We start from the raw sequence: 22299 nt of genomic DNA, 5'->3' as shown, positions 1-22299 counted from the left end.
CACCTCGCTACAGTGAGGCACCATGACCCGCGACCCCCGCCGACGCTTCGACGCCACCTGGCTGCCCTTCGGGATGATGATCGGGTTCGTCGTCGGCGTCGGGATCGGCCTGTCGGTGGTGGACAACCTCTGGCTGGGCGCTCTGTGCGGCCTGGCCGTGGGGACGGTGCTCGGCGTCGTCCTGGGCCGTGCCCGAGGCGGCGACCCCACGACCGACGAGGACGCGGAGGACGACCGCTACCGTCGGACCCACGGCGACCCGCCGCCCGGGCCGCGCTGACCGCCCCCCCTTGACCATCTCTTGACCATTTGGCACCGTGTGCCCTGGACCGCAGTGATCCGGGCGCCATCGTGCCCGGCGCGGCGCGGGTGCGGGAACCGGCGGCGCCGGCGAGCAGGACCATGGGGAGGACTCGGTGGGGGCCGATCCTCCGTGCTGCTCGCCGCCGCCCCGACCGCTCCCCGGTCAGGTCCCTCACCAGGCGCTCGACCCCATCGCCGGCCCTGACTAGACTGACTCCGCGCCGCGCAGGACTCGACGGCGCCGCATCCGGGACGACCCGGCCGCGACGCACGGACGAGGACGGCCTCGGAACAGGACCGCACCATGCCGTCGTCCCCCTCCTCCCCGCAGCGCACCCCGCTGCCCTCGCTCCTGACCCGCACCGCCCTCTCTCGCCTGCTGCTGGGCTGGGCGGCCGTCGGCGCCCTCCTGCTCGCGGCACCGCTGCTGGAGGGACCGCTTCCCGGCCCGGCGCTGATCCTCGTGCTCGCGGTGATCGTGGCCGTGATCGTCGTCGCCGCGGGCGGCGTGGTGCAGCAGGCCGAGGCCCTCGCCCACCGACTCGGCGACCCCTACGGCACGCTGGTGCTCACCCTCTCGATCGTCGTGATCGAGGTGGTGCTGATCGCCGCGGTGATGCTGGGCCCCGGCGAGCACGCCACCATCGCCCGCGACTCGGTGATGGCGGTCTCGATGATCATCCTGAACCTGGTGCTGGGCCTGTGCCTGGTGGTGGGCGGGCTCCGTCACCGCGGCCTCGCCGCGCACCCCGTGGGCACCTCCGCGTACCTGGTGATGCTGGTGGCGCTCGGCGCGACCGCCCTCGCCCTGCCGGGCCTGCTCAGCGAGGACGGGAGCTACGCCCCCGCGCAGGCGATCCTGATCTCCGGGCTCACGGTGGCGCTGTACGGGGTCTTCCTGTGGCGGCAGACCGGGGCGCAGGCCGCGGACTTCCAGGAGCTCCCCGCCGCCGACGCCGGGAGCACCGCGGCGGGGACGCCCGGGTCCGCGCCCCTGCGCGAGACCCTCGTCGCCCACCGCCCGGAGATCCTGGCCCGCACCGCGCTCCTGATCGCGACGGTGCTGCCGATCGTCCTGCTCTCCCACGACATGGCGGAGCTGCTCGACGAGGGCCTCGCGCGTCTGGGCGCCCCGGTGGCGCTCGGCGGCGTGCTCATCGCGATGATCGTGTTCACCCCGGAGACGCTCACCGCCCTGCGCGCGGCACGGGCCGGGGAGATGCAGCGCGTGGTGAACCTGTGCCACGGCGCGCTGGTGTCCACCTTCGCGCTGACCATCCCCACCGTGCTCGTGATCGGCCTGCTGACGGGCCAGCAGGTGGTGCTCGCCGAGACGCCGGCGAACCTGCTGCTGCTGGGCGTCACGCTGGCGGTCTCCGCGCTCTCGGCGAGCGCGCGGCGGGTCACGGTCCTCCACGGCGCGGTGCATCTGCTGCTCTTCGCTGTCTACGGCCTGGTGCTGTTCTCCTGACCCCCTGGGGCCGGGGCTCCTGGCGGGGTCGCGGCGGCCCCGCTCGGTGCGTAACCGAATCGCAATCTCCGGATTGTCGGACATTCGGGACGTCCCCACATGGCCTCTCCGTCACACGGCGTCATTCCAGGCCATGCGCCGATCCACGGGATCCGCGCACCGTCGGCGTCCCCTCGCCGAGGCCTCCATGGCCCGCCGAACAGCGCTGATCCTGAACGATCCGCGTTTGTCCAGCCCCTGGCGACGGGCAATGATGGCGTGCCGGGTCAGACCGATGACCAGCGCAGGTACGCCGCGGCAGGACCATCGGTCGCCGCCCGTCCCTCTCGACCCGACGAAGGAGCTCCGTTGCCAGCAGTCATCTCCGCCGACGGCCTGTACAAGGTCTTCGGCCGCCACCCCTCCCGCGGAGTCGAGGCTCTCCGGAAGGGCCGCAGCCGTGACGAGCTGCGCGAGGAGGGCCTGACCGCCGCCGTCATCGACGCCTCCTTCAGCGTGGAGCCGGGCGAGATCTTCGTGGTGATGGGGCTCTCGGGCTCCGGCAAGTCCACCCTGATCCGCACCGTGAACGGGCTCCAGCCGGCGACGGCGGGCGAGCTCCGCATCGGCGACGAGGTGCTCTCGGAGATGTCCGCCGCGAAGGTGCGGGAGGTGCGCCGTCGGCGGATCTCGATGGTCTTCCAGCACTTCGCGCTCCTCCCCCATCGCACCGTCGGCGAGAACGCCGCCTACGGGCTGAAGGTCAGCGGCGTGAACCGCTCCGAGCGGGAGCAGCGCGCCGCCGACGCCCTGGAGATGGTGGGTCTGAAGGGATGGGGCGAGTACTCGCCGTCGGCGCTGTCCGGCGGGATGCAGCAGCGCGTGGGCCTCGCCCGCGCCCTCGCCGCCGGCACCGACATCCTGCTCATGGACGAGGCGTTCAGCGCCCTGGACCCCCTGATCCGCCGCGACATGCAGGACCAGCTGGCCGAGCTCCAGCAGCGCCTGGAGAAGACCATCCTGTTCATCACGCACGACCTCAACGAGGCCATGCGCATCGGGGACCGCATCGCCATGATGCGCGACGGCCGGATCGTCCAGATCGGCACCTCGGACGAGATCCTCAACGAGCCCGCCAACGACTACGTCGCCCGGTTCGTCCAGGACGTCGACCGCTCGCGCGTGCTCACCGCCTCCTCGATCATGGAGCAGCCCCCGACCACGCTCGGCGCCGCGCAGGGGCCCCGGACCGCGCACAAGCTGCTGCGCGAGACGCAGAACCCCTGGCTGGTGGTGCTCCGGCGTGATCGCACCCCGGCCGGTGTGCTGTGGGAGGACGACGTGGCCCGGGCCGTCAGCGACGGCCGTGACGACCTCCCCGCCCTCTCGTCCGGCGATCTGCCGATCGTCTCCGAGGACACCCCGCTCGCCGAGCTGTTCGCCGCCTCCGCCCAGCATCGCAGCCCGCTCGTGGTCGTCGACGGCCAGGGCCGTTTCCTGGGGGTCATCCCGCGCGTGACGCTGCTGACCGCCGTGGGCGCGGCGAACGAGGAGCCACCAGCCCTCCCCGACGCCACCGCTGCCCACCGGATCGATGGAGGAGACGCCCGATGAACCCCGACGAGAGCGGATTCCTCCCGCACATCCCGATCGGCGACGCGGTCGCCGACTGGCTGGGCTGGCTGAAGAGCAGTCAGGACGCCTTCTTCGACGGCGCGAAGGCCGTCATGGCCTACCCGATCGACCAGCTCTCCGACGGGCTGATCGCGATCCCCCCGCTGCTGGCGATCCTGCTCTTCGCGCTGCTGGCCTTCGCGCTGCGCTCCTGGCAGTTCTCCCTCGTCACCGTGATCGGCTTCCTGCTGGTGCTCTCGCTCGAGCAGTGGGAGGCGATGATGCAGCTGATGGCGCAGGTCATCGTCGCCACCGTGGTGGCGGTGATCATCGCGATCCCGGTCGGCATCCTCGCGGGGTCGAGCAAGCTGGTCAGCACCCTGGTGAGACCGGTGCTGGACTTCATGCAGACGATGCCCGCCTTCGTCTACCTCATCCCCGCCGTGCTGTTCTTCTCCCTGGGCTACGCGCCCGGCCTGTTCGCCACGGTCATCTTCGCGCTGCCTCCGGGGGTGCGCATGACCGAGCTCGGGATCCGCCAGGTGGACCGGGAGACCGTCGAGGCCGGTGAGGCCTTCGGCGCGGGCCGCCTGCAGATCCTCACCGGCATCCAGCTGCCCCTGGCGGTGCCGACGATCATGGCGGGCGTCAACCAGATCATCATGCTCTCGCTGTCCATGGCCGTCATCGCCGGCATGGTCGGCGCGGAGGGCCTGGGCAAGCAGGTCACCGACGCCGTGTCCACGCAGAACCTCTCCCAGGGCATCGAGGCCGGCCTCTCCGTGGTGATCCTCGCCGTCTACCTCGACCGTCTCACGGCGGCCCTCGGCAATCGCAAGGACTACCCGTCCTCGCTGATCAGCCTGATCGGCGGCGCGCTCCGCCGCCGCGCGGCCGCACGGGGGACCGCCGCCCCGGCGACCGAGGCGGCCACGGCCGCCTGACGGCCCGCACATCCCTGACCGACCACCCGATCGACCACCCCGAAAGGACCACCGATCATGACGACTCGACGACTCTCCCTTCCCCGCCGCGGCCTCTCCCGCCGTGCCGCCCTGCTGGGCGGCGGCGCCGGCCTCATGGGCCTCGGTCTCGCGGCCTGCGGCAGCAGCGACGAGGGCGGCTCCGCCGGCGCGTCCGACGGCGGCGGCAGCGCCCCGGAGGGCCCGATCAAGCTCGGCTACATCGCCTCCTGGACGGACGGCCTGAGCATGGCCTACCTCCTGGAGAACCGCCTCAACGCTCTGGGCTACGAGGTCGAGCACACCCAGATCAGCGATGCCGGCCTGCTGTACGCGGGTCTGTCCGAGGGCGATGTCGACATCTTCCCCTCGGCCTGGCCGGAGGTCACCCATGCCCAGTACATGGAGGAGTACGAAGGCAGCATCGAGGACCTCCACGCCTACTACGAGGGCGCCAAGCTCAACCTCTCCGTGCCGGACTACGTGGACATCACCTCCATCGAGGAGCTGGTGGGCCAGGGCGACCGCTTCGGCGGTCGCATCGTCGGCATCGAGCCGGGAGCCGGCCTGACCGCGGCCACGCAGGATGCGGTGATCCCCGGCTACGGGCTCGACGAGGAGTACGAGCTCGTCACCTCCTCCACCCCGGCCATGCTCACCGAGCTCAGCAGCGCGATCGATGCCCAGGAGGACATCGTCGTCACGCTCTGGACGCCGTTCTGGGCGAACTCCACCTATTCGGTGAAGGCGCTCGAGGACCCGGACGGCGCCTTCGGCGAGGCCGAGGCCCTGCACTTCCTGGGCCGCAGCGGCTTCCAGGACGACTACGCCGACGTCGCGGACTACCTGGGGCAGATCTCGCTCTCGGATGAGCAGTACAACGGCCTCGAGAATCTCGTCGTCAACGAGTTCGGCGAGGGCCAGGAGGCCGAGGCCGTGGAGGCCTGGATCGAGGAGAACCCGGACGTGCTGCCGGCCGTCGAGGGCTGAGCGACCGCCCTCCGGGACGGCGAGGGGCCGATCGTGAACTGTCACGATCGGCCCCTCGGTGCGTCCTCGCCCCTCCGGTCTCAGGGCTGGACGGCGACCTCCGCGCCGGCCGCGGCCGAGGCGTAGCAGGCGTCGATGATACGGGCCCGGCGCAGGGCGAGGGAGCCGTCGTGGGCGGTGGCATCTCCCGCGCGGACCTTCTGCGCGAAGGCTCCGACCGCGGCCGCGTGATGGCCGTCCGGACCGGCGACGGGCTGGAGCTCGGCCGGGATCCCCGCGACCTCGGTCCACACGGTGAGCTTCCGGTGCGGATGCTGCGCGTCCCCGCCCCATTCGATGGTGGCGCCGCCGTCCGCTCCGTAGAGCGTGACGTAACAGAGGTCGTAGGGGATCCACTGCGCCCAGCTGGACTCGAGCAGCAGCGTGCCGCCGCCATCGAGGCGCAGGAAGGCGGTGGCGAGGTCCTCGACCTCGAAGGGGACGTTCTCCTCGACCTCGGAGATGCTGACATTGGTGCCGCCGCGCCCGAGCGGGCCGAACTCGGCGTGCGTCGAGGCGGAGGCGGCGAGGACATCGGGCTCCCCCATCAGGTGCAGCGCCATGTCGAGCATGTGGATGCCGATGTCCATCAGCGCGCCGCCGCCGGCGCTCTCCGCCTTGGTGAACCAGGTGCCCAGGCCCGGGATCCCCTGGCGCCGGATCCAGCCGGCCTTGGCGTAGTACAGCGAGCCCAGCACCCCGGACTCGACGACCTCGTGGAGGGCGGCGACGTCGCCGCGCTGGCGGTGGTTGAAGGACACGTCGAGCACCCGGCCGGCGCGCTGAGCGGCCTCGACCATGGCCGCGGCGGCCTCTCCGGACTGTGCCATCGGCTTCTCGGTGAGCACGTGCAGCCCGGCCTCGAGGGCGTGGATCGCCATCGGGGCGTGCAGGAAGGTGGGCGTGGCGATCGAGACGATGTCGAGATCGGCCTCGGCGATCATCTGCTTCCAGTCCTGGTACCGGCCGGGGACATCATGCCGGTCGCCGAACTGCTCGAGCAGATGCTCCTCCATCGCCGAGAGGGCGACGAGGTCGATGGTCGGATCCGCGGCGTAGGCGGCCACGTGCTGCTGGCCGGCCCAGCCCAGGCCGATCACGCCCGCGCGCAGCCGGCGCTGCGCGTCCTGCGGTGCTGCTGAGGTCATGGTGAGTGGTCCCTTCCTCGGTGGATGAGGTGCGCGGCGGGCCGAGCTCGACGGCCCCGCGATCCGGCACAGAGCGCATCTTCACAGGTGCGGGGCGTGCGGGTCCACCGGGTCCCGAGGCCGGCGGACACCCGGTCCGCGCCGCCTCCGGGATCCGCCGCGTGATGGGGCGCTCCGCGCCGCAGGGGATGGCCTCGCCGGTCCCGGTGCTCCCCGCGGGAGCGTCGCCGCCCCACGACGGATCGACGGGAGCCAGCGCGGGCGCGGTGGTGACGCGGACGGCGCCTCCGTGACCGGTCCAGGCGACGCGATGGCCCGCCTGCTGCGGGTCCTCCAGCCGCTCGACCGACGCCGCGTCGTCCTCCTTGCCGAGGTTGCAGCGACCGCAGGTGCCCTGGCCGTTGTCGAGGCTGGTCGCCCCACCGCGGGCGGCGGAGTCGATGTGGTCGCACTGCCGGATCGCGGCATCGCAGAAGGGGCCGCGGCAGGAGACGTCGCGCCAGGTCAGGAAGCGGCGGAGGGCCGGCGGGAAGGTGCGCGCGCGGGACTCGACCGCGACCAGCTCGCCGGTCCTCGGATGGGTGTACAGCCGTCGCAGCACCGCGCGGACCGCCTCGCCGTCCGGGCCGCAGGGGTCCTCCTCGCCCTCCACGGGCGGCGCGAGCGCGGCACGCAGCGCGGTGCGCACGGCCTCCGCCGGCACCGGGCCGTAGCCCTCCACGTGCGCGACGTCGCCGGTGCCGGGGTCGAGGAGGGAGCGGTCGGTGATCACCAGACCGATGTCGAGGGTCACGGGCTCCATGGCACCCTCGCGGCCGAGCAGGGTTCCGACCATGGCGTCCGCCATGAGCGCGCCGTGCCCCTCCCTCGCGCCGGTGGCCCGGAGACGCTCCGCCTCGAGCGAGAGGCGCTTGTGGGCCAGCTTCGCGTCGATCGCGGGCAGGTGCGCGCTGAGCGTGGCCATGCCGTGCTCGCCGGGGGTGACGGTGACGTGCCGGCCCCGCCGTGCCCTCCGGTGACGCCGCGCGGCGCCGTCCGGATCGAGCTCCCCGATCGCGGTGGCGACCGCCTGGCGCCAGCGCCGCGTCCCGGCTCCGTCGAGAGAGGGCATCCGCTCGTGCAGGATCTCGTCGACCTCGCGGCGCTGGCCCTCGTCCAACGGGGCGGCGGTGGAGGCCGTCGCATAGGCGACCTCGCCGGTGACCGCTCCGGCGGCGAGGGAGGCGAGCATGCGCGGCATCGAGCCGACCAGGCGGCGGGCGGAGGCCAGGGTGCGGCCCGCGGCCGCCGGGGAGCGACGGGTCAGGAGGGAGTAGTCGCGCGCGGTCCGCCCGTCGGCCCGCCGGTGCAGACGATCGAGGGACGGGAGCTGCGCGTCCTCGTGCGCGGACTCGTCCCGCGCGGCGAGGGTCAGATCGCGACGGGTCGCAGCGGCGAGGGCCACGACGGCCCGCGTCTCGATCGCCTCGAGCGCGCTGCGGAGGTCATGGAGCTGCGCCAGGAGGCTCGTGTAGCCCTCCCGCGGGCGGCTGCCCTCCGCGAACATCGTCCCGGGCTCCGCGGCGACGGCGGACGCGAGGAACGCGGTGTCGCCGAGCATCTCCGCGAGGGCGGCGGGGCCCGCCCCACGCAGCGCAGCGAGGGTCTCCTCGGGGGTGGTGCGCCCCGCCGAGGGTCCCTGCGGCGTCCTCATCAGCATGCTCCGATCCTCCCACGGATCCACCCGATTCGAAACCCTGCACGACCATTGTGGAAAACCTCGCCGGAGCGCCCCTGATTCCTCCACAACACTATTATCTACCGCCTCGACCTGGAGTCATGCATGACCTGCACGGTGTGGAAAACTCTCCTCTCCTCCACAATCCGTCCTCCACATCGACGCCCCGGGAAATTTCTTGGGGAGGAGAGGCGCCGGCCCTCGGAGGCGACGCCGCGCACACCGCTCCCCCGCCCGCCCCTTGCCCTCACGGCCCTCCGGGTATCTCATGGGACCGGCGCACCACCCACCGCCGAAGGAGGCACCGATGGAGAAGCTCCCCCGGATCGACACCACCGCCGGCCCGGACGCCGCGTTCACCGGTGATGTGCAGCTCGAGGTGGTCCGCCCGCCCCGCGACGGCTCCCGCGCGACGATGAATCACGTGCACTTCCGCCCCGGGGCCCGGACGCACTGGCACTGGCACCCCGCGGGCCAGACCCTCGTGGGCAGCATCGGCCTCGGCCTGGTCGTCACACGCGCGGGCGAGGTCCTCACGCTCGAGCCGGGCCGGACGATCTGGATCCCGCCGCGGGAGGAGCACTGGCACGGCGCCGTGGCCGGGTCGCCGATGTCCCACCTCGCGATGCAGGAGGCCGATGGGGACGGCGAGACCGTGATCTGGCTCGAGCCCGTCGACGAGGAGGAGTTCGCCCGGGCGAACGCGGTGGCCGGCACCGCCTGACGACTCCGAGGACAGGATCTGACCGCCCGGGATGCCACGCTTCGGTCAGCACGGTCACCCCACCCCGCAAGGAGCCCGGCATGAGCGCCACGGTCCAGATCACCTTCGACGCCCGCGATCCCCGCGCCCTCTCCCGGTTCTGGAAGGAGGTGATGGGCTACGTGCACCCCGGCCCGCCGGGGGTCGATCTCGCCCCCGATGCCGATCCGCTCGCCGCGTGGGACGAGTTCCTCGAGGCCAGCGGTGTCCCCGAGGAGCGCCGCAACAGCGCCTCCGCCCTCGAGGACCCCGAGGGGAAGGGCCCGCGGCTCTTCTTCCAGCAGGTCCCCGAGGAGAAGGTCGCCAAGAACCGGCTCCATCTCGACGTGCGCACCGCCTCGGATCTGCGGGGCGAGGAGCGCATGGCCGCGCTCGAGCAGGAGGGCGAGCGGCTGGTGGCGCTCGGCGCGCGGCGCCTGCAGCGCTTCGAGCCCGAGGCGCCGGTCAGCATCGGCTTCCTCGTCATGGCCGACCCGGAGGGCAACGAGTTCTGCCTGGACTGATCAGGCCTCACGGCGCAGCAGCAGCACCGAGTCCTCCATCGTGATCGTGCGGCCCTCCCGCACGGAGGTGCGGGGACGCTGCTCGGCGACGATCACCGCGAAGTCCTCGGGCACCGCGTCCAGCAGCTCCTCGGCGCGGAACATCGCCCGCTCGTGCGCACCCGTCGGCGCCGGATGGTCCGCCGTCGGCGCATGACCCACCACCAGCAGGTGCCCGCCCGGGGCGACGGCGCGCGCGAGGCGCTCGATCACCTCGGGCATCCGTCCGGCCGACGGATGGAGGTAGTGGCTCGTCACGAGGTCGACACCGGGCCCGTCGGCGGTGAAGGTGCGCGCATCGGCCTGCTGCCAGGAGACGCGATCGCCGACCCCGGCGGCGGCCGCGTGCCGGGCCGCGCGCGCGAGGCCGTTCGCGGAGAAGTCGAGGCCCGTCGCGGTCCAGCCGTGCCGGGCGAGCCAGATGACGTCGGCCCCCTCCCCGCAGCCGATGTCCAGCGCGGTACCCGGGGTCAGCGCGGAGGCCTCCGCCACCAGCTGCGGGTTCGGGGAGCCGCTCCAGTGGCTGCCGTCGCCGGCGTAGCGCTCCTCCCAGGACGCGGGCTCGAAGAAGCCCGCCGGGTCGGCGGCGCGGTGGTGGCCGGCGTGCTCGTGGCCGGCGTGGTCCTCGGTGCGGTTCTCGGCCGCGGAAGATGTCGTCATGAGGCCACCCTGGTCCGCCGCGGTGGCGGCGACAAGGCCCCTTGCGCATCGGGCACCGGATCCCCCTCCGCCGCGGCGCACCGCGCACGACCGGCGATCGGGGATGTCGGCCCCGTCACCCGTCGGCGAGGAGCTCGACCGTCCGGCGCAGGCGGTCGACGTCGAAGGCGTCCCCCGCATGCTGGGACTCCCAGTAGTAGGAGGACACGAGCCGCGCGAAGGAGATCCTCTCGGCGACCTCGAGATCGGCCCCTGCGGCCTCGCAGAAGGAGGTGACGACGGCACGCAGCTCCGCACGCGGATCCTCCGCCGCCAGCGCCACCGGCAGCACGCTGCGCACGACGGTGTGGGCCTCGTACTCGACGGGCCCGCACAGCAGGCCGGGGTCGATCGCCGCCCAGCTGCCGTCCGCGCGGCGCAGCACGTTCTCGAGGCTCAGGTCCCCGTGGGTGAGAGTGCGCGAGGTGTCCTCGGCGAGATCCTCGATGATCTCGGCCGCGATCTCCCCGGCGCGCTCCGGGATCCGCAGCCCGGCGGCGACCGCCCGTCCATGCTGCGCCTGGAAGGCCTCGGTCCAGGACCGGGAGGTCTCCGCGAGGCGCGGGGCGTCGGCGGGAGCCGGGACGCCCGCGATCTCGCGGGCCACGCCCCCGGCGATCCGCGCGGCCTGCCGCGGGTCCTCGACCTGCGAGAGCGCGGGACCGTCGAGCCGTTCGAGCAGCAGGACCCGCCGGTCCGCATCGGCCCGCAGCAGCGTGAGCACCCCGTGCCCGGCGAGCAGGCGCAGCGCCGTGATCTCGTGCGACACGTCCGCGATCGGCGAGACCAGCTTCAGCGCCGCCGCCTCGCCGTCCGCGGTGCGCACGGGCAGCACGATGCTCGTGCCGCCGAAGCGCGGTGCGCCGTCCGTCGCGAGCCCCCACTCCCGGCAGACCTCCGCGGCCCGGTCCGAGGCGGCCTCGAGCCAGGGCCCCGTGCGGGAGTCCTGGTGCAGCAGGCGCCGGCGGAAGCGGAGGTCGATGGGCAGCGGTCGGTCCATAGGGGCATCATCGCAGGCGCCGCTCCCTGCATTGACAGTCATCGATATGCCGCATAGCGTGCGGACCGGTATCCGTCGAGGGAAGGTTCTGCAGGCCGATGAGCACGACGACGAAGGACGTGGAGCAGCCACAGGTGATGAAGGAGATGTCCTTCCTCGACCGTTGGCTCCCCGCCTGGATCCTGGCCGCCATGCTGCTGGGCCTGCTGCTGGGACGCTTCGTCCCCGGGATCGACACGGCGCTGGAGGCGGTGAGCATCGGCTCCGTCTCCCTGCCGATCGCGATCGGGCTGCTGGTGATGATGTACCCGGTGCTCGCCAAGGTCCGCTACGACGAGACCCGACGCATCGGCGCGGACAAGCGTCTGCTGGTCTCCTCGCTGGTGCTGAACTGGGTGGTCGGGCCGGCGCTGATGTTCGCTCTGGCGTGGATCTTCCTGGCCGATCTGCCGGAGTACCGGACGGGTCTGATCATCGTCGGGCTCGCGCGGTGCATCGCGATGGTGCTCATCTGGAACGACCTCGCCTGCGGGGACCGCGAGGCCGCCGCGGTGCTGGTCGCGATCAACTCCGTCTTCCAGGTCCTCGCCTTCGGCGCCCTGGGCTGGTTCTACCTCCAGGCGCTGCCGTCGTGGCTGGGCCTGCCCACCACCTCCGCCGAGTTCTCGATCGGCGCGATCGTCCTCAGCGTGCTGGTCTTCCTCGGGATCCCCCTGGTCGCCGGCTTCCTGACCCGTGTGCTCGGAGAGCGGGCTCGGGGCCGCGCCTGGTACGAGGAGACCTTCCTGCCGAAGCTGGGCCCGTGGGCGCTGTACGGCCTGCTGTTCACCATCGTGCTGCTGTTCGCGCTGCAGGGCGAGGCGATCCTCGCCGCCCCGGGGGACGTCGCCCGGATCGCGCTGCCGCTGCTGGTCTACTTCGTGGTCATGTTCCTGGGCTCCTTCCTGCTCGGTCGCGCGATCGGTCTGAACTACGCGAAGTCCACCACCGTCGCCTTCACCGCCTCGGGCAACAACTTCGAGCTCGCCATCGCCGTCGCCATCGGCACCTTCGGGGTGACCTCCGGTCAGGCGCTCGCCGGCGTGGTGGGCCCCCTCATCGAGGTGCCCGTGCTCGTCGCGCTCGTCTACGTCGCCCTCGCGATGGGGCGGCGCCTGTTCCCCGGCGACCCCACCGTCCCCACCCGCTGACCCGCTCGGCACCCAGCCCGCTCGGGCACACTGGCCTGATGGACGGGCACAGCGAGACCGGGGACGGCCACGAGACGATGCACATCGGCGTGATCGCCGAGCGCACGGGGCTCAGTCAGCGCACGCTGCGCCACTACGACGACATCGGTCTGGTCAGCCCCTCCCAGCGCAGCGCCGGCGGCTTCCGGCTCTACACCGAGGAGGACCTCCGCCGGCTCCTGCTGATCCGCCGGATGAAGCCTCTCGCGTTCAGCCTCCAGGAGATGCACGACCTGCTGGCCCTCACCGACGTGGTGACGGGCCCGGAGGCGAGCGAGGAGGACCTCGAGAAGCTGCGCGCCCTGGAGGCGGAGGCGGCACGCCGCCGGGAGGACCTCACCGCGCGGGCCGCCATGGCCGACGAGTTCCTCGACCGCCTGCAGGCGATCTCCGCGCAGGCCGCCGCCGCGGCCCGACGGCGCACCGAGGACCACCTGCCGGAGGGCTGAGCGCGGCGCGTCCCGCGATGTGAGCCAGGTCCCGAGGACTGCACACCCGACCCAACCTTCACGTAACGTGACAGTTGGCCATCGGGGCCTCCGCGCCGTCAGCGCCGCGACCGCAGGCCCGCCCAGACTCCCCAAGGATCCTCATGCCCTCCACGTCTGCCGCGCCCGCGGAGACCTCCCCCGCCCACTCGCAGGAGCGCCCGGACACCGTCCGCTCGGCCCTGCGCAGCCCCCGACGCCTGCGGACCGAGGTCCTCGGCGGCCTCGTCGTCGCCCTCGCCCTCATCCCCGAGGCGATCTCCTTCTCCATCCTCGCGGGGGTCCCCCCGCAGGTGGGCCTGTTCTCCTCCTTCGTGATGGCGGTGACGATCGCCGTGGTCGGCGGCCGTCCGGCCATGATCTCGGCCGCGACCGGCGCGGTCGCCCTGGTCATCGCGCCCGTCATGGCCGAGCACGGGATCGAGTACTTCCTGGCCACGGTCATCCTCGCCGGACTCCTCCAGATCGTGCTGGCGCTGCTCGGGGTCGCGAAGCTCATGCGCTTCATCCCCCGCAGCGTCATGACGGGCTTCGTCAACGCGCTGGCGATCCTCATCTTCACCGCCCAGCTGCCCCACCTGTTCGGCGAGGACATCCCCTGGATCGTCTACCCGCTGGTGGCCGTGGGCCTGGCGATCATCGTCCTGCTCCCCCGCCTGACCACGGTGATCCCCTCGCCGCTGGTCGCCATCGTGCTGATCACGGGCGCTGTGGTCGCTGCCGGCTGGAGCCTGCCGAACGTCTCCGACCAGGGCGAGCTGCCCGACTCGCTGCCCGCCCTGCTGATCCCCGACGTCCCGCTGACCCTCGAGACGCTGCAGATCATCGCGCCCTACGCACTGGCGATGGCACTCGTGGGCCTCATGGAGTCGCTGATGACGGCGAAGCTCGTCGACGACATCACCGACACCCACTCCAACAAGACCCGCGAGTCCTGGGGCCAGGGCGTGGCCAACGTCCTCTCCGGCTTCTTCGGCGGCATGGGCGGCTGCGCCATGATCGGCCAGACGATGATCAACGTGAAGCAGTCGGGCTCCCGCACCCGCATCTCCACGTTCCTGGCCGGCGTGTTCCTGCTGATCCTGGTCGTCGTGCTCGGCGACATCGTGGGCCTGATCCCGATGGCGGCGCTGGTCGCCGTGATGATCATGGTCTCCGTCGGCACCTTCGACTGGCACAGCATCCGCCCCTCGACCCTGCGCCTGATGCCGTGGTCGGAGACCATGGTCATGCTGGTCACCGTCATCGCCACCGTGGTCACGCACAACCTCGCCATCGGCGTGGTGCTCGGCGTCCTCGCCGCGATGGTGCTCTTCGCCCGGCGCGTGGCGCACATGGTGCGCATCGAGAAGGTCTGGGAGACCGACGTCGACGGCGACGGCACCATCGACATCCGCCGCTACGCGGTCCGCGGCGAGCTGTTCTGGGCCTCCAGCAACGACCTCGTCTACCAGTTCGACTACGCAGGCGACCCGGAGGTGGTGGTCGTCGACCTCACCGCCGCCGACGTCTGGGACGCCTCCACCGTGGCCGCGCTGGATGCCGTGCAGTCCAAGTACGCCGCCCGCGGCAAGCAGGCCCGCATCGTCGGCCTCGACGGAGCGAGCCTCGAGCGCCTCGAGCGCCTCTCCGGGAAGCTCGGCGACGGGCACTGAGGGTCGCCGACGACCGCTGGATGCAGAACAGGCCGTGAGCGTCGCGCTCACGGCCTGTTCTGTGCTTCAGGGAGACCCCGCTCAGGCTCTCCCTGCTGCCTGATCTCCTCCCGGCTCGTTCCTCGCCAGTTCGTCGATCAGGCGTCGACCACCACGGCCATGACCACGGGCTCGCGACGGTAGGTGCGGCGCAGGGTGCTGCTGACGGCGTCGACGATGATCTCCTCGAGCGCGCCGATGTCATCGATCTTGTCGTCCTTGGCGCGCTTGAGCGCCTTGTTCACCTGCGCCTCGGCGCCCGCGAAGGTGCGATCGTCGTGGACGAAGCCCTTGGTGAGGAACTCCAGCGGCTCCACGGGCTGGTTGGTCTTGGGATCGAGGAGCGCCACCACGGTGACGACGCCGCCGCCGCTGAGCAGCCGGCGCTCGGCCAGGGTGTCCTCGGTCGCGGCGCCGATGGTCTGCCCGTCGACGTAGACCAGGCCGGCCTCGACCTTGCCGGAGACCTTGGCGCGGCCCTTGACGAGGTCCACGGTGACGCCGTCGGCGACCACCATGATGCGATCCTCGGGCACGCCCGTGCGACGAGCCAGCTCGGCGTTAGCGTGCAGGTGCTTGGACTCGCCGTGCACCGGCATGACGTTCTTCGGGCGCACGATGTTGTAGCAGTACACGAGCTCGCCGGCGCTCGCGTGGCCGGAGACGTGCACCTTGGCGTTGCCCTTGTGGACGATGTTCGCGCCGAGGTCGGTGAGCTTGTTGATGATCCCGTAGATGGCGGTCTCGTTGCCCGGGATGAGCGAGCTGGCCAGCAGCACGGTGTCGCCCTCCCCCACCCGGATCTGGTGGTCGCCGTTGGCCATGCGCGCGAGCGCGGCCATCGGCTCGCCCTGGGAGCCGGTGCAGACCAGGGTGATCTTGTGCTCGGGCATCGACTGGATCTTGCGGAAGTCGACGACGAGGCCCTTGGGGATGTTGAGGTAGCCCAGGTCGCGGGCGATCCCCATGTTGCGCACCATCGAGCGGCCCACGAAGGCGACCTTGCGGCCGTTGGCGTGCGCGGCGTCGAGCACCTGCTGGATGCGGTGGACGTGGCTGGCGAAGCTCGAGACGATGATGCGGCGCGGCGAGGTGGTGAACACCTTGTCGATCGCGGGCGTGAGATCGCGCTCTGAGATCGTGAAGCCCGGCACCTCCGCGTTGGTCGAGTCGGTCATGAACAGGTCCACGCCCTCCTCGCCGAGGCGGGCGAACGCGCGCAGGTCGGTGATCCGGTCGTCCAGCGGGAACTGGTCCATCTTGAAGTCGCCGGTGTGCAGCACCGTCCCGGCCTTCGTGCGGATCGCGACGGCGAGGCCATCGGGGATCGAGTGGTTGACCGCGACGAACTCGAGGTCGAACGGCCCCACGGACCGGCGGTCCCCGGCCTCGACCTGGATCGTGGTGGGGGTGATGCGGTGCTCCTTGAGCTTCGCGGTGATGAACGCGAGCGTCAGCTCGGAGCCGATCACGGGGATGTCCGCGCGCTCCTTGAGCAGGTACGGCACACCGCCGATGTGGTCCTCATGGCCGTGGGTGAGGACGATGCACTCGATGTCGTCGAGGCGGTCGCGGATCGAGGTGAAGTCCGGCAGGATCACGTCGATGCCGGGCTGGTGCTCCTCGGGGAACAGGACGCCGCAGTCGACGATCATGAGCTTCCCGGCGTGCTCGAAGACCGTCATGTTGCGGCCCACCTCGCCGAGGCCGCCCAGCGCGGTGATGCGCATGCCGCCCTTCGAGAGGGGACCGGGGCGCTTGAGCGTGTTCAGGGCAAGGGGCATGGGTATCTCATTTCCGAAAGAGGGGAACTACAGGTCGAAGCTTTGCGCCTCCCGGGCACGCTGAGGGCCGCGCGAGAGGTCTCTGCCTTGACGCTACGTCAGAGATCGGTGCGGATGCACGTCGAGGTGATATCCGCACCGTCCGCGAGACGGTTATCGCAGCCGGGAGAGCGCGAGCACGAGCGCCCCGAGCGCGAGCGGGACGGTGCCGGGCGAGGTGCCGGCCACCAGCAGGAGCAGCACCCCGGCGAGCGCGAGCAGCACGGCCTGCGCCGCGCGGCGCTGGGAGGTGGTGGGCGCCGCCGGCGGCGGCAGGCGCTCCAGTCGCCCCAGGAGGAGTCCGGCGGCCGCGGTGAGCGCGAGGGCCAGGGCGATCCACAGCGGGCGCGTGAGCCACCACGCCCCGCTGGAGGGCGCCGGCAGCGCCCGGCCCGTCGATGTCGCGAGCAGCACCGAGGCACCGGCCATGACCAGCAGCACCGGCAGGTTCCACAGGTACATCGTCATGCTCCGCGCGGTGACGAACTCCGTGAACGCGGCGACTCGCGGGCGGCGGCTCCACACCGCCAGCGGAGCGCGCAGGAGGGACAGGGCGGCGGTCTGCGCCGCGCCCAGCAGCAGCAGCGCCGCGGTGGGCGGGTTCATGTTCGCGATGAGATCGGGCGAGTACGCCCCGGCGCCGACGGCGACGACGAGCAGGGCGATCGCGCCCGCTCCGCCGAGCGCGCGCCATCGGGGCGCGACCGCCTCGAGGCGGCCCTCGGCGAGGAAGAACCCCAGCTGCTGCAGGGCCAGCCAGACCAGGGCGAGGTTCGCATAGCCGATGGCGCCGATCCCGCTGGTCCGGGCGAGGACGTCGACGGCCACCGCGCCGGAGGCGAGGGCGAGGAGGGTGGCGAGCGGGGCCCGCTCATGGGCTCCGAGCAGGGCGGGGAGGACGGCCTGGGCGCCCAGGAAGACGCCGAGGAACCACAGCGGCTCCCCGAACCGGACCCCGATCTCCCCCACCAGCTCCGCCGGGACGCCGGCCGCGAGGAGCATCGCCAGGGCGAGGCCCGCGGCGGCGATGGTCGCCGTCGCCGGCACCAACAGGCGGTGCACGCGGCCCACCACGAAGCTCGCCGCGCCGGCGCCCCGCGCCCGTCGGCGGCGGTGGGCGATCGCGCCGGCGAACCCGCCGATGACGAAGAACAGCGGCATCACCTGCAGCAGCCAGGTCAGCGGCGGGTACCAGGAGGTGCCGGAGGTGGCGTACTCGAGCTGCGGACCGGAGACTCCCGTGGTGGCGCTGACCTGCAGCGCATGGAGCACCATGATGACCACCAGGCACAGGGCCCGCACCAGGTCGATGCCGGAGTCGCGGCCCGCGGGACGGGAGGCGGGGGCAGGAGCAGCCGCGCGCGGCGCGGCGGTGCTCGGCGACGGGGCGTGGGCGATGACCATGGGGCTCCTCCTGGGGTGGTGACCAGGAGGCTAGGGAGGCGGCGCCGGCCGGGGCATCGCTCGCCGGTGCCGTCGGGATCCCCTACCGGGGTACCGGGGAGGGAGGTCAGGCGGTCGGTTCGACCAGACGGCTGTCGTACGCGAAGATCACGGCCTGGACGCGGTCGCGGGCACCGATCTTCGCCAGGATCCGGCCCACGTGCGTCTTGACGGTGTGCTCGGAGAGGAAGAGCTCCGCGGCGATCTCCCCGTTGGAGCGGCCCTGCCCCATGAGCAGCAGCACCTCGCGCTCGCGCTCCGTGAGCGTGGCCAGGACCCCGGCGGTGCGCGGGGGCTGCGGCTTCTGCGCGGCGAACTGGGCGATCATCTTGCGGGTGATGCCCGGGGAGAGCAGCGCGTCGCCGGCGGCGACCACCCGCACGGCATGGACGAGGTCCTCCGGCGGGGCGTCCTTGAGCAGGAACCCGCTGGCGCCGGCCTGGAGGGCGTCGTAGACGTAGTCGTCGATGTCGAAGGTGGTGAGCATGAGGATCCGCGGCACCTTCGCCGCGGGGAACCCGGGCCCGAGGATCTGCCGCGTCGCCTCGATCCCGTCCATCTCCGGCATCCGCACGTCCATGACGATGACGTCCGGGCTCAGGCGCGCCGCGAGGGAGACGGCCTCCTTGCCGGTGGTGGCCTGGCCGGCCACGCGGATGCCGTCGTGGGCGTCCAGCAGGGCGGCGAATCCCGCGCGGACCATCGCCGCGTCGTCGACGATCAGGACGTCGATGCTCATGCGCTCCCCGTTCCCGTCTCCCGCCACGGCAGCACCGCGGTCACGGTCCATCCTCCCGAGGGGTCGGGCCCCACGACCAGGCTTCCTCCGAGCAGTGTGACGCGTTCCTGCATGCCGCGCAGCCCGTGCCCGCCGCCCGGCGCCGCGGCGGGGAGGGCGGCCGGCGGCGGATCCGCGGCCGACGGCCCGTTGTGGACCACGATCCGCACGGCGTCCTCCCCCGGCTCCACGGCGAGGGTGATCGGGGCTCCGGGCGCGTGCCGGACGGCATTGCTCAGCGCCTCCTGCGTGATCCGGAAGGCGGCGATGTGCACGCTGGGCGCCAGGCCGTCGGGCGGCGGGGAGTAGGTCAGCTCGACCGCGCCGCCCGCCTGGCGGATCCCCTCCACCAGCGCGGGGATGTCCGCGATGGACTGCTGCGGGGCGAGCTCGGCGTCGTCGTCCTCCGTGCGCAGCACCCCGAGCAGCCGGCGCATCTCCGTCAGCGAGCCGCGCGCGTTGCGGGAGATCTCCTCGAACTCCGCGAGCGCCGAGGGCGGCAGATCGGGGATCCGGTACCGCGCGGTGGACGCCTGCACCTGGATCAGCGAGGTGCTGTGGGCGACCACGTCGTGCAGCTCGCGGGCGATCCGGGTGCGCTCCTCGACGAGGATGCGACGGGCATGCTCCGCGGCGGTCAGCTCCCGTTCGCGGCTCAGCTCCGCACCCACCCGCAGGCGTCCGGCGATCAGCACGGCGACCAGCAGCGCCGCACCTGAGATCGACGCGGTGACGATGAGCCCCGCGCCGGTGGTTCCCCCGGCGCCCGGGCCGCCGATCATCGGCATCAGCAGCGTTCCCAGGAGGCTCACCGCCCAGGGGACGAGGCCCGCGCGCCAACCGTGCACGATCGTGATCACGAGGACGAAGAGCGTGAAGGCGATCATGGCGGGCACGGACCACGGCCACGGCCAGCCGGCCTCCCGGCCCGCCAGACCCGCCAGCGGCAGGACGAGGACGGCGGCGCAGAACAGGACAGTCGCGGTCCCGGGACGGGTCAGCGCCACCACCGGGGCGATGCACAGCACCGCACCGAGCGGGATGGCGAGGGCGACCGGCGTGCCGTACTGGGCGACGTGGATCGGCACGAGCACCGAGAACTGGATGATGGCGAGGACCATCAGCACGGCCGGCGGCGCGGTGCGGCGGGTCGCGAGCTCGCCGAGGCGCGGCGGGACGGCGCGCGCGGCGCCGCGAGGGCTGCGGCGCCCGCGGGAGCGCCGCGGCTCCTCGCGCTCCCCGGTGTGGTCCACCCCTCGACCGTAGTCGGTCGGCGTCGCCGGTGGTGTCTCGCTCACGGCGCCGCCGCGGCGGCGAGGGGAATCGGAGCGCAGCTCGGGAGGAGAACCGGTGACGGTGTTGCCGTCCTCCGCTCCCGCGCCGCCCGGAGGCGATCGACCACGATCCCGATCACCCCGGCCACGCCGATGCCGATCAGCACGCTGAGCAGAGGCTGATCGCCGAGCCAGTGGCCCGCCACGGTGCCGATGCCCGCGCTGTAGAGGGACCACATGAGTCCGGCGACCACGCTGAGCCCCGCGAACCGGCGCCAGGGATAGCCCAGGATGCCGGCGCTGAGGTTCACGGCGACCCGACCGCCCGGGACGAAGCGCGCCGAGAGCAGGAACGGCGCCCCGCGCTCCTGCAGGGAGCGCTGGGCGCGAGCGAGCGCCGCGCTGATGCGCGGACCACGCATCCAGCGCGGCCTCCGGGTCCCGGCCGCACGACCGAGCAGGTAGGCGAGGTTGTCCCCGAGCATCGCGCCCAGCGCGGCGACCAGTCCCACCACCGCGATGGTGGCCGGGTCTCCGGTGGCCGCGGCGGAGGCCACGGCGGCCACCAGCACCGTCTCGCTGGGGATCAGCGGGAAAACGCCGTCCACGATCGAGGTGAGCAGCATGACCAGGAGCAGCCACGGCGAATCGGCCGCCTGGAGGATGAGGGCGTTGATCTGTTCCACGTCTCGAGGCTAGGAGCGCCGCGGTGGTCCCACATCGCTCGGCGGGCTCATCGCCATCGCTCTGGAGAGTGATCCCCGGGGCGGTGCGCCGGGAGCTGCCCTACCAGGCGAGCGCGTCGAGATGGTCGTGCCCGCGCAGCAGAGCGGCGACGCGGAGCTGCGCCGCCGCGCGCCCTGCCTCCTCGGGGTGGTGCGCGCAGAGCGCCAGCTGCCGGTGCATGTCGTAGACGTGCAGCCGCTCGCGCAGGTGCGGGCGCGCGAACAGCTGCGGATAGGCGCCGTGCAGCCATCCGGGGACCGCGGCGAGAGCGGCCTCGTCGAGACCCTGCCCGGCGGGGTCGGGCGGATACTCGCGCGACATCGCGCACCAGCGCAGGATCGTGTCGAGCTCGGCATCGGCGGGCTGCGCCAGGGACTCCGCGAAGTCGATGAGGCCGGTGACGCGCCCTCCCTCGACCATCACGTTGGATCCGTGGAGGTCGCCGTGGACCAGCACAGGATCGTCCTCGCGGAACAGGGGGAGCCGCTCGCGGACCCACGCGGCGGCATCCGCCATCAGGCGTGCATCGGTGCCGGGCACCCGTCGCGCGGCCTCGACCTGCTGGAGCGCCGCGCCGACGACGGGCGGGTGGTACGCGGGCCACGGCCCGCCGGCCAGGGCCTCGCGGAGCCAGGGCGGGAGCAGGTCGGCGGGGACCGGAACACGGTGCAGGGCGCGCAGTGCGGCGCCGAGGGACTCGATGAGGTCTCGACGTGTGCCTGCATCCGCCGCCGGCCAGGCGTCGTGCAGGGTGCGGCCGGGGAGGCGCTCGGAGACGTACCAGGCCCCGTCGGGCCCCTCGCCGTGGGCGATGCGGCGGGCGTGCGGGACGTCGCTGCCCGCGAGCAGGCCGGCGACGACGGCCTCATGGGCGTACGCACCGTGGGCCGGCCCGGTGCTCAGACGCACCACGCAGTCCTCGCCGAGCCATGCGCGGCTGGTCCAGCCGGCCGTGCGCCGGAACCGGCCGCGCACGGGCAGACCGGTGGCCGCCAGGATCCTGGACAGCACGGGGTCGGCGGCCGGGTCGTCGAGGACCGGCGGTGGAGGGGCGGGCACCGCTCGAGCCTTGCACATCGTCCCGGCCGGCGGTGCGCCGCAGCGTCACCGGTGTCGCGGGGACGACGACGTGTCGGGCCGGACCTCGGCATAGCTGCTTTCGCCCTCGTCCGTCACGAGGATCTGCACGAGAACGATCTCGTTGCCGTCGATGTCGCTCACGTGCGCGTAGCGGGCGGTGGCGTCGGCGACGAGGTCCTTCACGACCTTCGCACCGGCGGCGACCGCGCGCTCGATGGTCGCCTCCACGTCGCTCACGTACACGACGCCCAGCGGGTGCCCGCCCGTCTGGCGGCCGACGGCATCGGCGCTGTGCTCGCTCGCGGCGATCAGCCACAGGCCCCCGCGGCCGATCCCCAGATGGAGATACCGGAAGCCGTTCACCGTCGAGTCATGGAGGATGTGCGCACCGAAGGCGTCGCGGTAGTAGCGGAGCGACGCCTCCTGGTCGCGGACGACCACGACGGTGCGGCCCCAGTCCGCGGCGGGCACGGGGACATGTCGGGCATCGTCGCTCATGAGACGGCACACTACGCCGCCGCGCCCCGCGGATCGCCC

General features: G+C 72.6%; 21 protein-coding genes. 10 read left to right on the top strand and 11 right to left on the bottom strand.

From position 1 onward, the window contains the following. The first annotated feature begins 22 nt into the window (after positions 1-22). The 5 genes from CXH06_RS03120 (at position 23) to CXH06_RS03095 (ending at position 5319) form a co-directional block, all read left to right on the top strand. Complete coding sequence (locus CXH06_RS03120) at positions 23-280, top strand: hypothetical protein (protein WP_114853689.1); 258 nt, start codon at positions 23-25, stop codon at positions 278-280. Positions 281-607: 327 nt separating this feature from the next. Continuing rightward, complete coding sequence (locus CXH06_RS03115) at positions 608-1774, top strand: calcium:proton antiporter (RefSeq protein WP_114853688.1); 1167 nt, start codon at positions 608-610, stop codon at positions 1772-1774. 348 nt (positions 1775-2122) lie between these two features. Beyond that, positions 2123-3367, top strand: coding sequence for a glycine betaine/L-proline ABC transporter ATP-binding protein (locus tag CXH06_RS03105; RefSeq protein WP_114853686.1), 1245 nt, complete (start codon positions 2123-2125; stop codon positions 3365-3367). Then, the gene (locus CXH06_RS03100; protein WP_114853685.1) at positions 3364-4311 is read left to right on the top strand and encodes a proline/glycine betaine ABC transporter permease; all 948 of its coding nucleotides are present in this window, start codon (positions 3364-3366) and stop codon (positions 4309-4311) included. Before CXH06_RS03105 ends, CXH06_RS03100 begins: the two co-directional genes overlap by 4 nt. 57 nt (positions 4312-4368) lie before the next feature. Continuing rightward, entirely contained in the window at positions 4369-5319 is a 951-nt protein-coding gene (locus CXH06_RS03095; protein WP_114853684.1) for a glycine betaine ABC transporter substrate-binding protein, read from the top strand. 80 nt (positions 5320-5399) lie between these two features. Here the strand turns inward: CXH06_RS03095 and CXH06_RS03090 are convergent, their stop codons facing one another. Further along, positions 5400-6425 carry a Gfo/Idh/MocA family protein gene (locus CXH06_RS03090; RefSeq protein ID WP_232820187.1) on the bottom strand — a complete coding sequence of 342 codons (1026 nt, stop codon included), beginning with the start codon at positions 6423-6425 and terminating at the stop codon, positions 5400-5402. Further along, complete coding sequence (locus tag CXH06_RS03085) at positions 6334-8205, bottom strand: DUF222 domain-containing protein (protein WP_232820172.1); 1872 nt, start codon at positions 8203-8205, stop codon at positions 6334-6336. The genes CXH06_RS03090 and CXH06_RS03085 overlap by 92 nt, the downstream gene beginning before the upstream one ends. 325 nt (positions 8206-8530) lie before the next feature. Here CXH06_RS03085 and CXH06_RS03080 point away from each other — a divergent pair, with 325 nt between their 5' ends. Then, positions 8531-8947 carry a cupin domain-containing protein gene (locus CXH06_RS03080; RefSeq protein ID WP_114853682.1) on the top strand — a complete coding sequence of 139 codons (417 nt, stop codon included), beginning with the start codon at positions 8531-8533 and terminating at the stop codon, positions 8945-8947. An 80-nt stretch (positions 8948-9027) separates the two neighbouring features. After that, complete coding sequence (locus CXH06_RS03075) at positions 9028-9489, top strand: VOC family protein (protein ID WP_114853681.1); 462 nt, start codon at positions 9028-9030, stop codon at positions 9487-9489. On the opposite strand, the gene CXH06_RS03070 is transcribed toward CXH06_RS03075, so the two are convergent. Together CXH06_RS03070 and CXH06_RS03065 are read right to left on the bottom strand one after the other, a co-directional pair. Continuing rightward, on the bottom strand, positions 9490-10188 hold the full coding sequence (locus CXH06_RS03070) for a cyclopropane-fatty-acyl-phospholipid synthase family protein (RefSeq protein ID WP_114853680.1): 699 nt from the start codon (positions 10186-10188) through the stop codon (positions 9490-9492). It abuts the gene before it with no gap. A 115-nt stretch (positions 10189-10303) separates the two neighbouring features. Beyond that, positions 10304-11227 (bottom strand): aminoglycoside phosphotransferase family protein, encoded by a 924-nt coding sequence (locus CXH06_RS03065; RefSeq protein WP_114853679.1) that lies wholly within the window; start codon positions 11225-11227, stop codon positions 10304-10306. Positions 11228-11325: 98 nt separating this feature from the next. Here CXH06_RS03065 and arsB point away from each other — a divergent pair, with 98 nt between their 5' ends. The 3 genes from arsB to CXH06_RS03050 all read left to right on the top strand — a co-directional run bounded on the left by arsB (position 11326) and on the right by CXH06_RS03050 (position 14599). Further along, entirely contained in the window at positions 11326-12417 is a 1092-nt protein-coding gene (gene arsB, locus CXH06_RS03060; protein WP_114853678.1) for an ACR3 family arsenite efflux transporter, read from the top strand. 38 nt (positions 12418-12455) lie between these two features. Continuing rightward, entirely contained in the window at positions 12456-12905 is a 450-nt protein-coding gene (locus CXH06_RS03055; protein ID WP_114853677.1) for a MerR family transcriptional regulator, read from the top strand. Between the two features lie 143 nt (positions 12906-13048). After that, on the top strand, positions 13049-14599 hold the full coding sequence (locus tag CXH06_RS03050) for a SulP family inorganic anion transporter (RefSeq protein ID WP_114853676.1): 1551 nt from the start codon (positions 13049-13051) through the stop codon (positions 14597-14599). A gap of 137 nt (positions 14600-14736) precedes the next feature. On the opposite strand, the gene CXH06_RS03045 is transcribed toward CXH06_RS03050, so the two are convergent. The 7 genes from CXH06_RS03045 to CXH06_RS03015 form a co-directional block, all read right to left on the bottom strand. Next, entirely contained in the window at positions 14737-16422 is a 1686-nt protein-coding gene (locus CXH06_RS03045) for a ribonuclease J (RefSeq protein ID WP_114853675.1), read from the bottom strand. A 153-nt stretch (positions 16423-16575) separates the two neighbouring features. Beyond that, positions 16576-17865 carry an acyltransferase gene (locus CXH06_RS03040; RefSeq protein WP_114853674.1) on the bottom strand — a complete coding sequence of 430 codons (1290 nt, stop codon included), beginning with the start codon at positions 17863-17865 and terminating at the stop codon, positions 16576-16578. Positions 17866-17971: 106 nt separating this feature from the next. Next, on the bottom strand, positions 17972-18643 hold the full coding sequence (locus CXH06_RS03035; RefSeq protein WP_114853828.1) for a response regulator transcription factor: 672 nt from the start codon (positions 18641-18643) through the stop codon (positions 17972-17974). Then, positions 18640-19935 (bottom strand): sensor histidine kinase, encoded by a 1296-nt coding sequence (locus CXH06_RS03030; protein ID WP_114853673.1) that lies wholly within the window; start codon positions 19933-19935, stop codon positions 18640-18642. Before CXH06_RS03030 ends, CXH06_RS03035 begins: the two co-directional genes overlap by 4 nt. A gap of 41 nt (positions 19936-19976) precedes the next feature. Beyond that, positions 19977-20642 carry a DedA family protein gene (locus CXH06_RS03025; RefSeq protein WP_114853672.1) on the bottom strand — a complete coding sequence of 222 codons (666 nt, stop codon included), beginning with the start codon at positions 20640-20642 and terminating at the stop codon, positions 19977-19979. 100 nt (positions 20643-20742) lie between these two features. Next, positions 20743-21741 (bottom strand): phosphotransferase family protein, encoded by a 999-nt coding sequence (locus CXH06_RS03020; RefSeq protein WP_198683994.1) that lies wholly within the window; start codon positions 21739-21741, stop codon positions 20743-20745. Positions 21742-21786: 45 nt separating this feature from the next. Continuing rightward, positions 21787-22260, bottom strand: coding sequence for a glyoxalase/bleomycin resistance/extradiol dioxygenase family protein (locus tag CXH06_RS03015; protein ID WP_114853670.1), 474 nt, complete (start codon positions 22258-22260; stop codon positions 21787-21789). Between the last annotated feature and the right edge of the window lie 39 nt (positions 22261-22299).

The sequence above is a fragment of the Brachybacterium sp. YJGR34 genome, from assembly GCF_003347015.1.
Taxonomy (GTDB): Bacteria; Actinomycetota; Actinomycetes; order Actinomycetales; family Dermabacteraceae; genus Brachybacterium.
The sequence above is the reverse complement of the archived record's forward strand: the minus strand, read 5'-3'. Positions and strand labels throughout refer to the sequence as shown.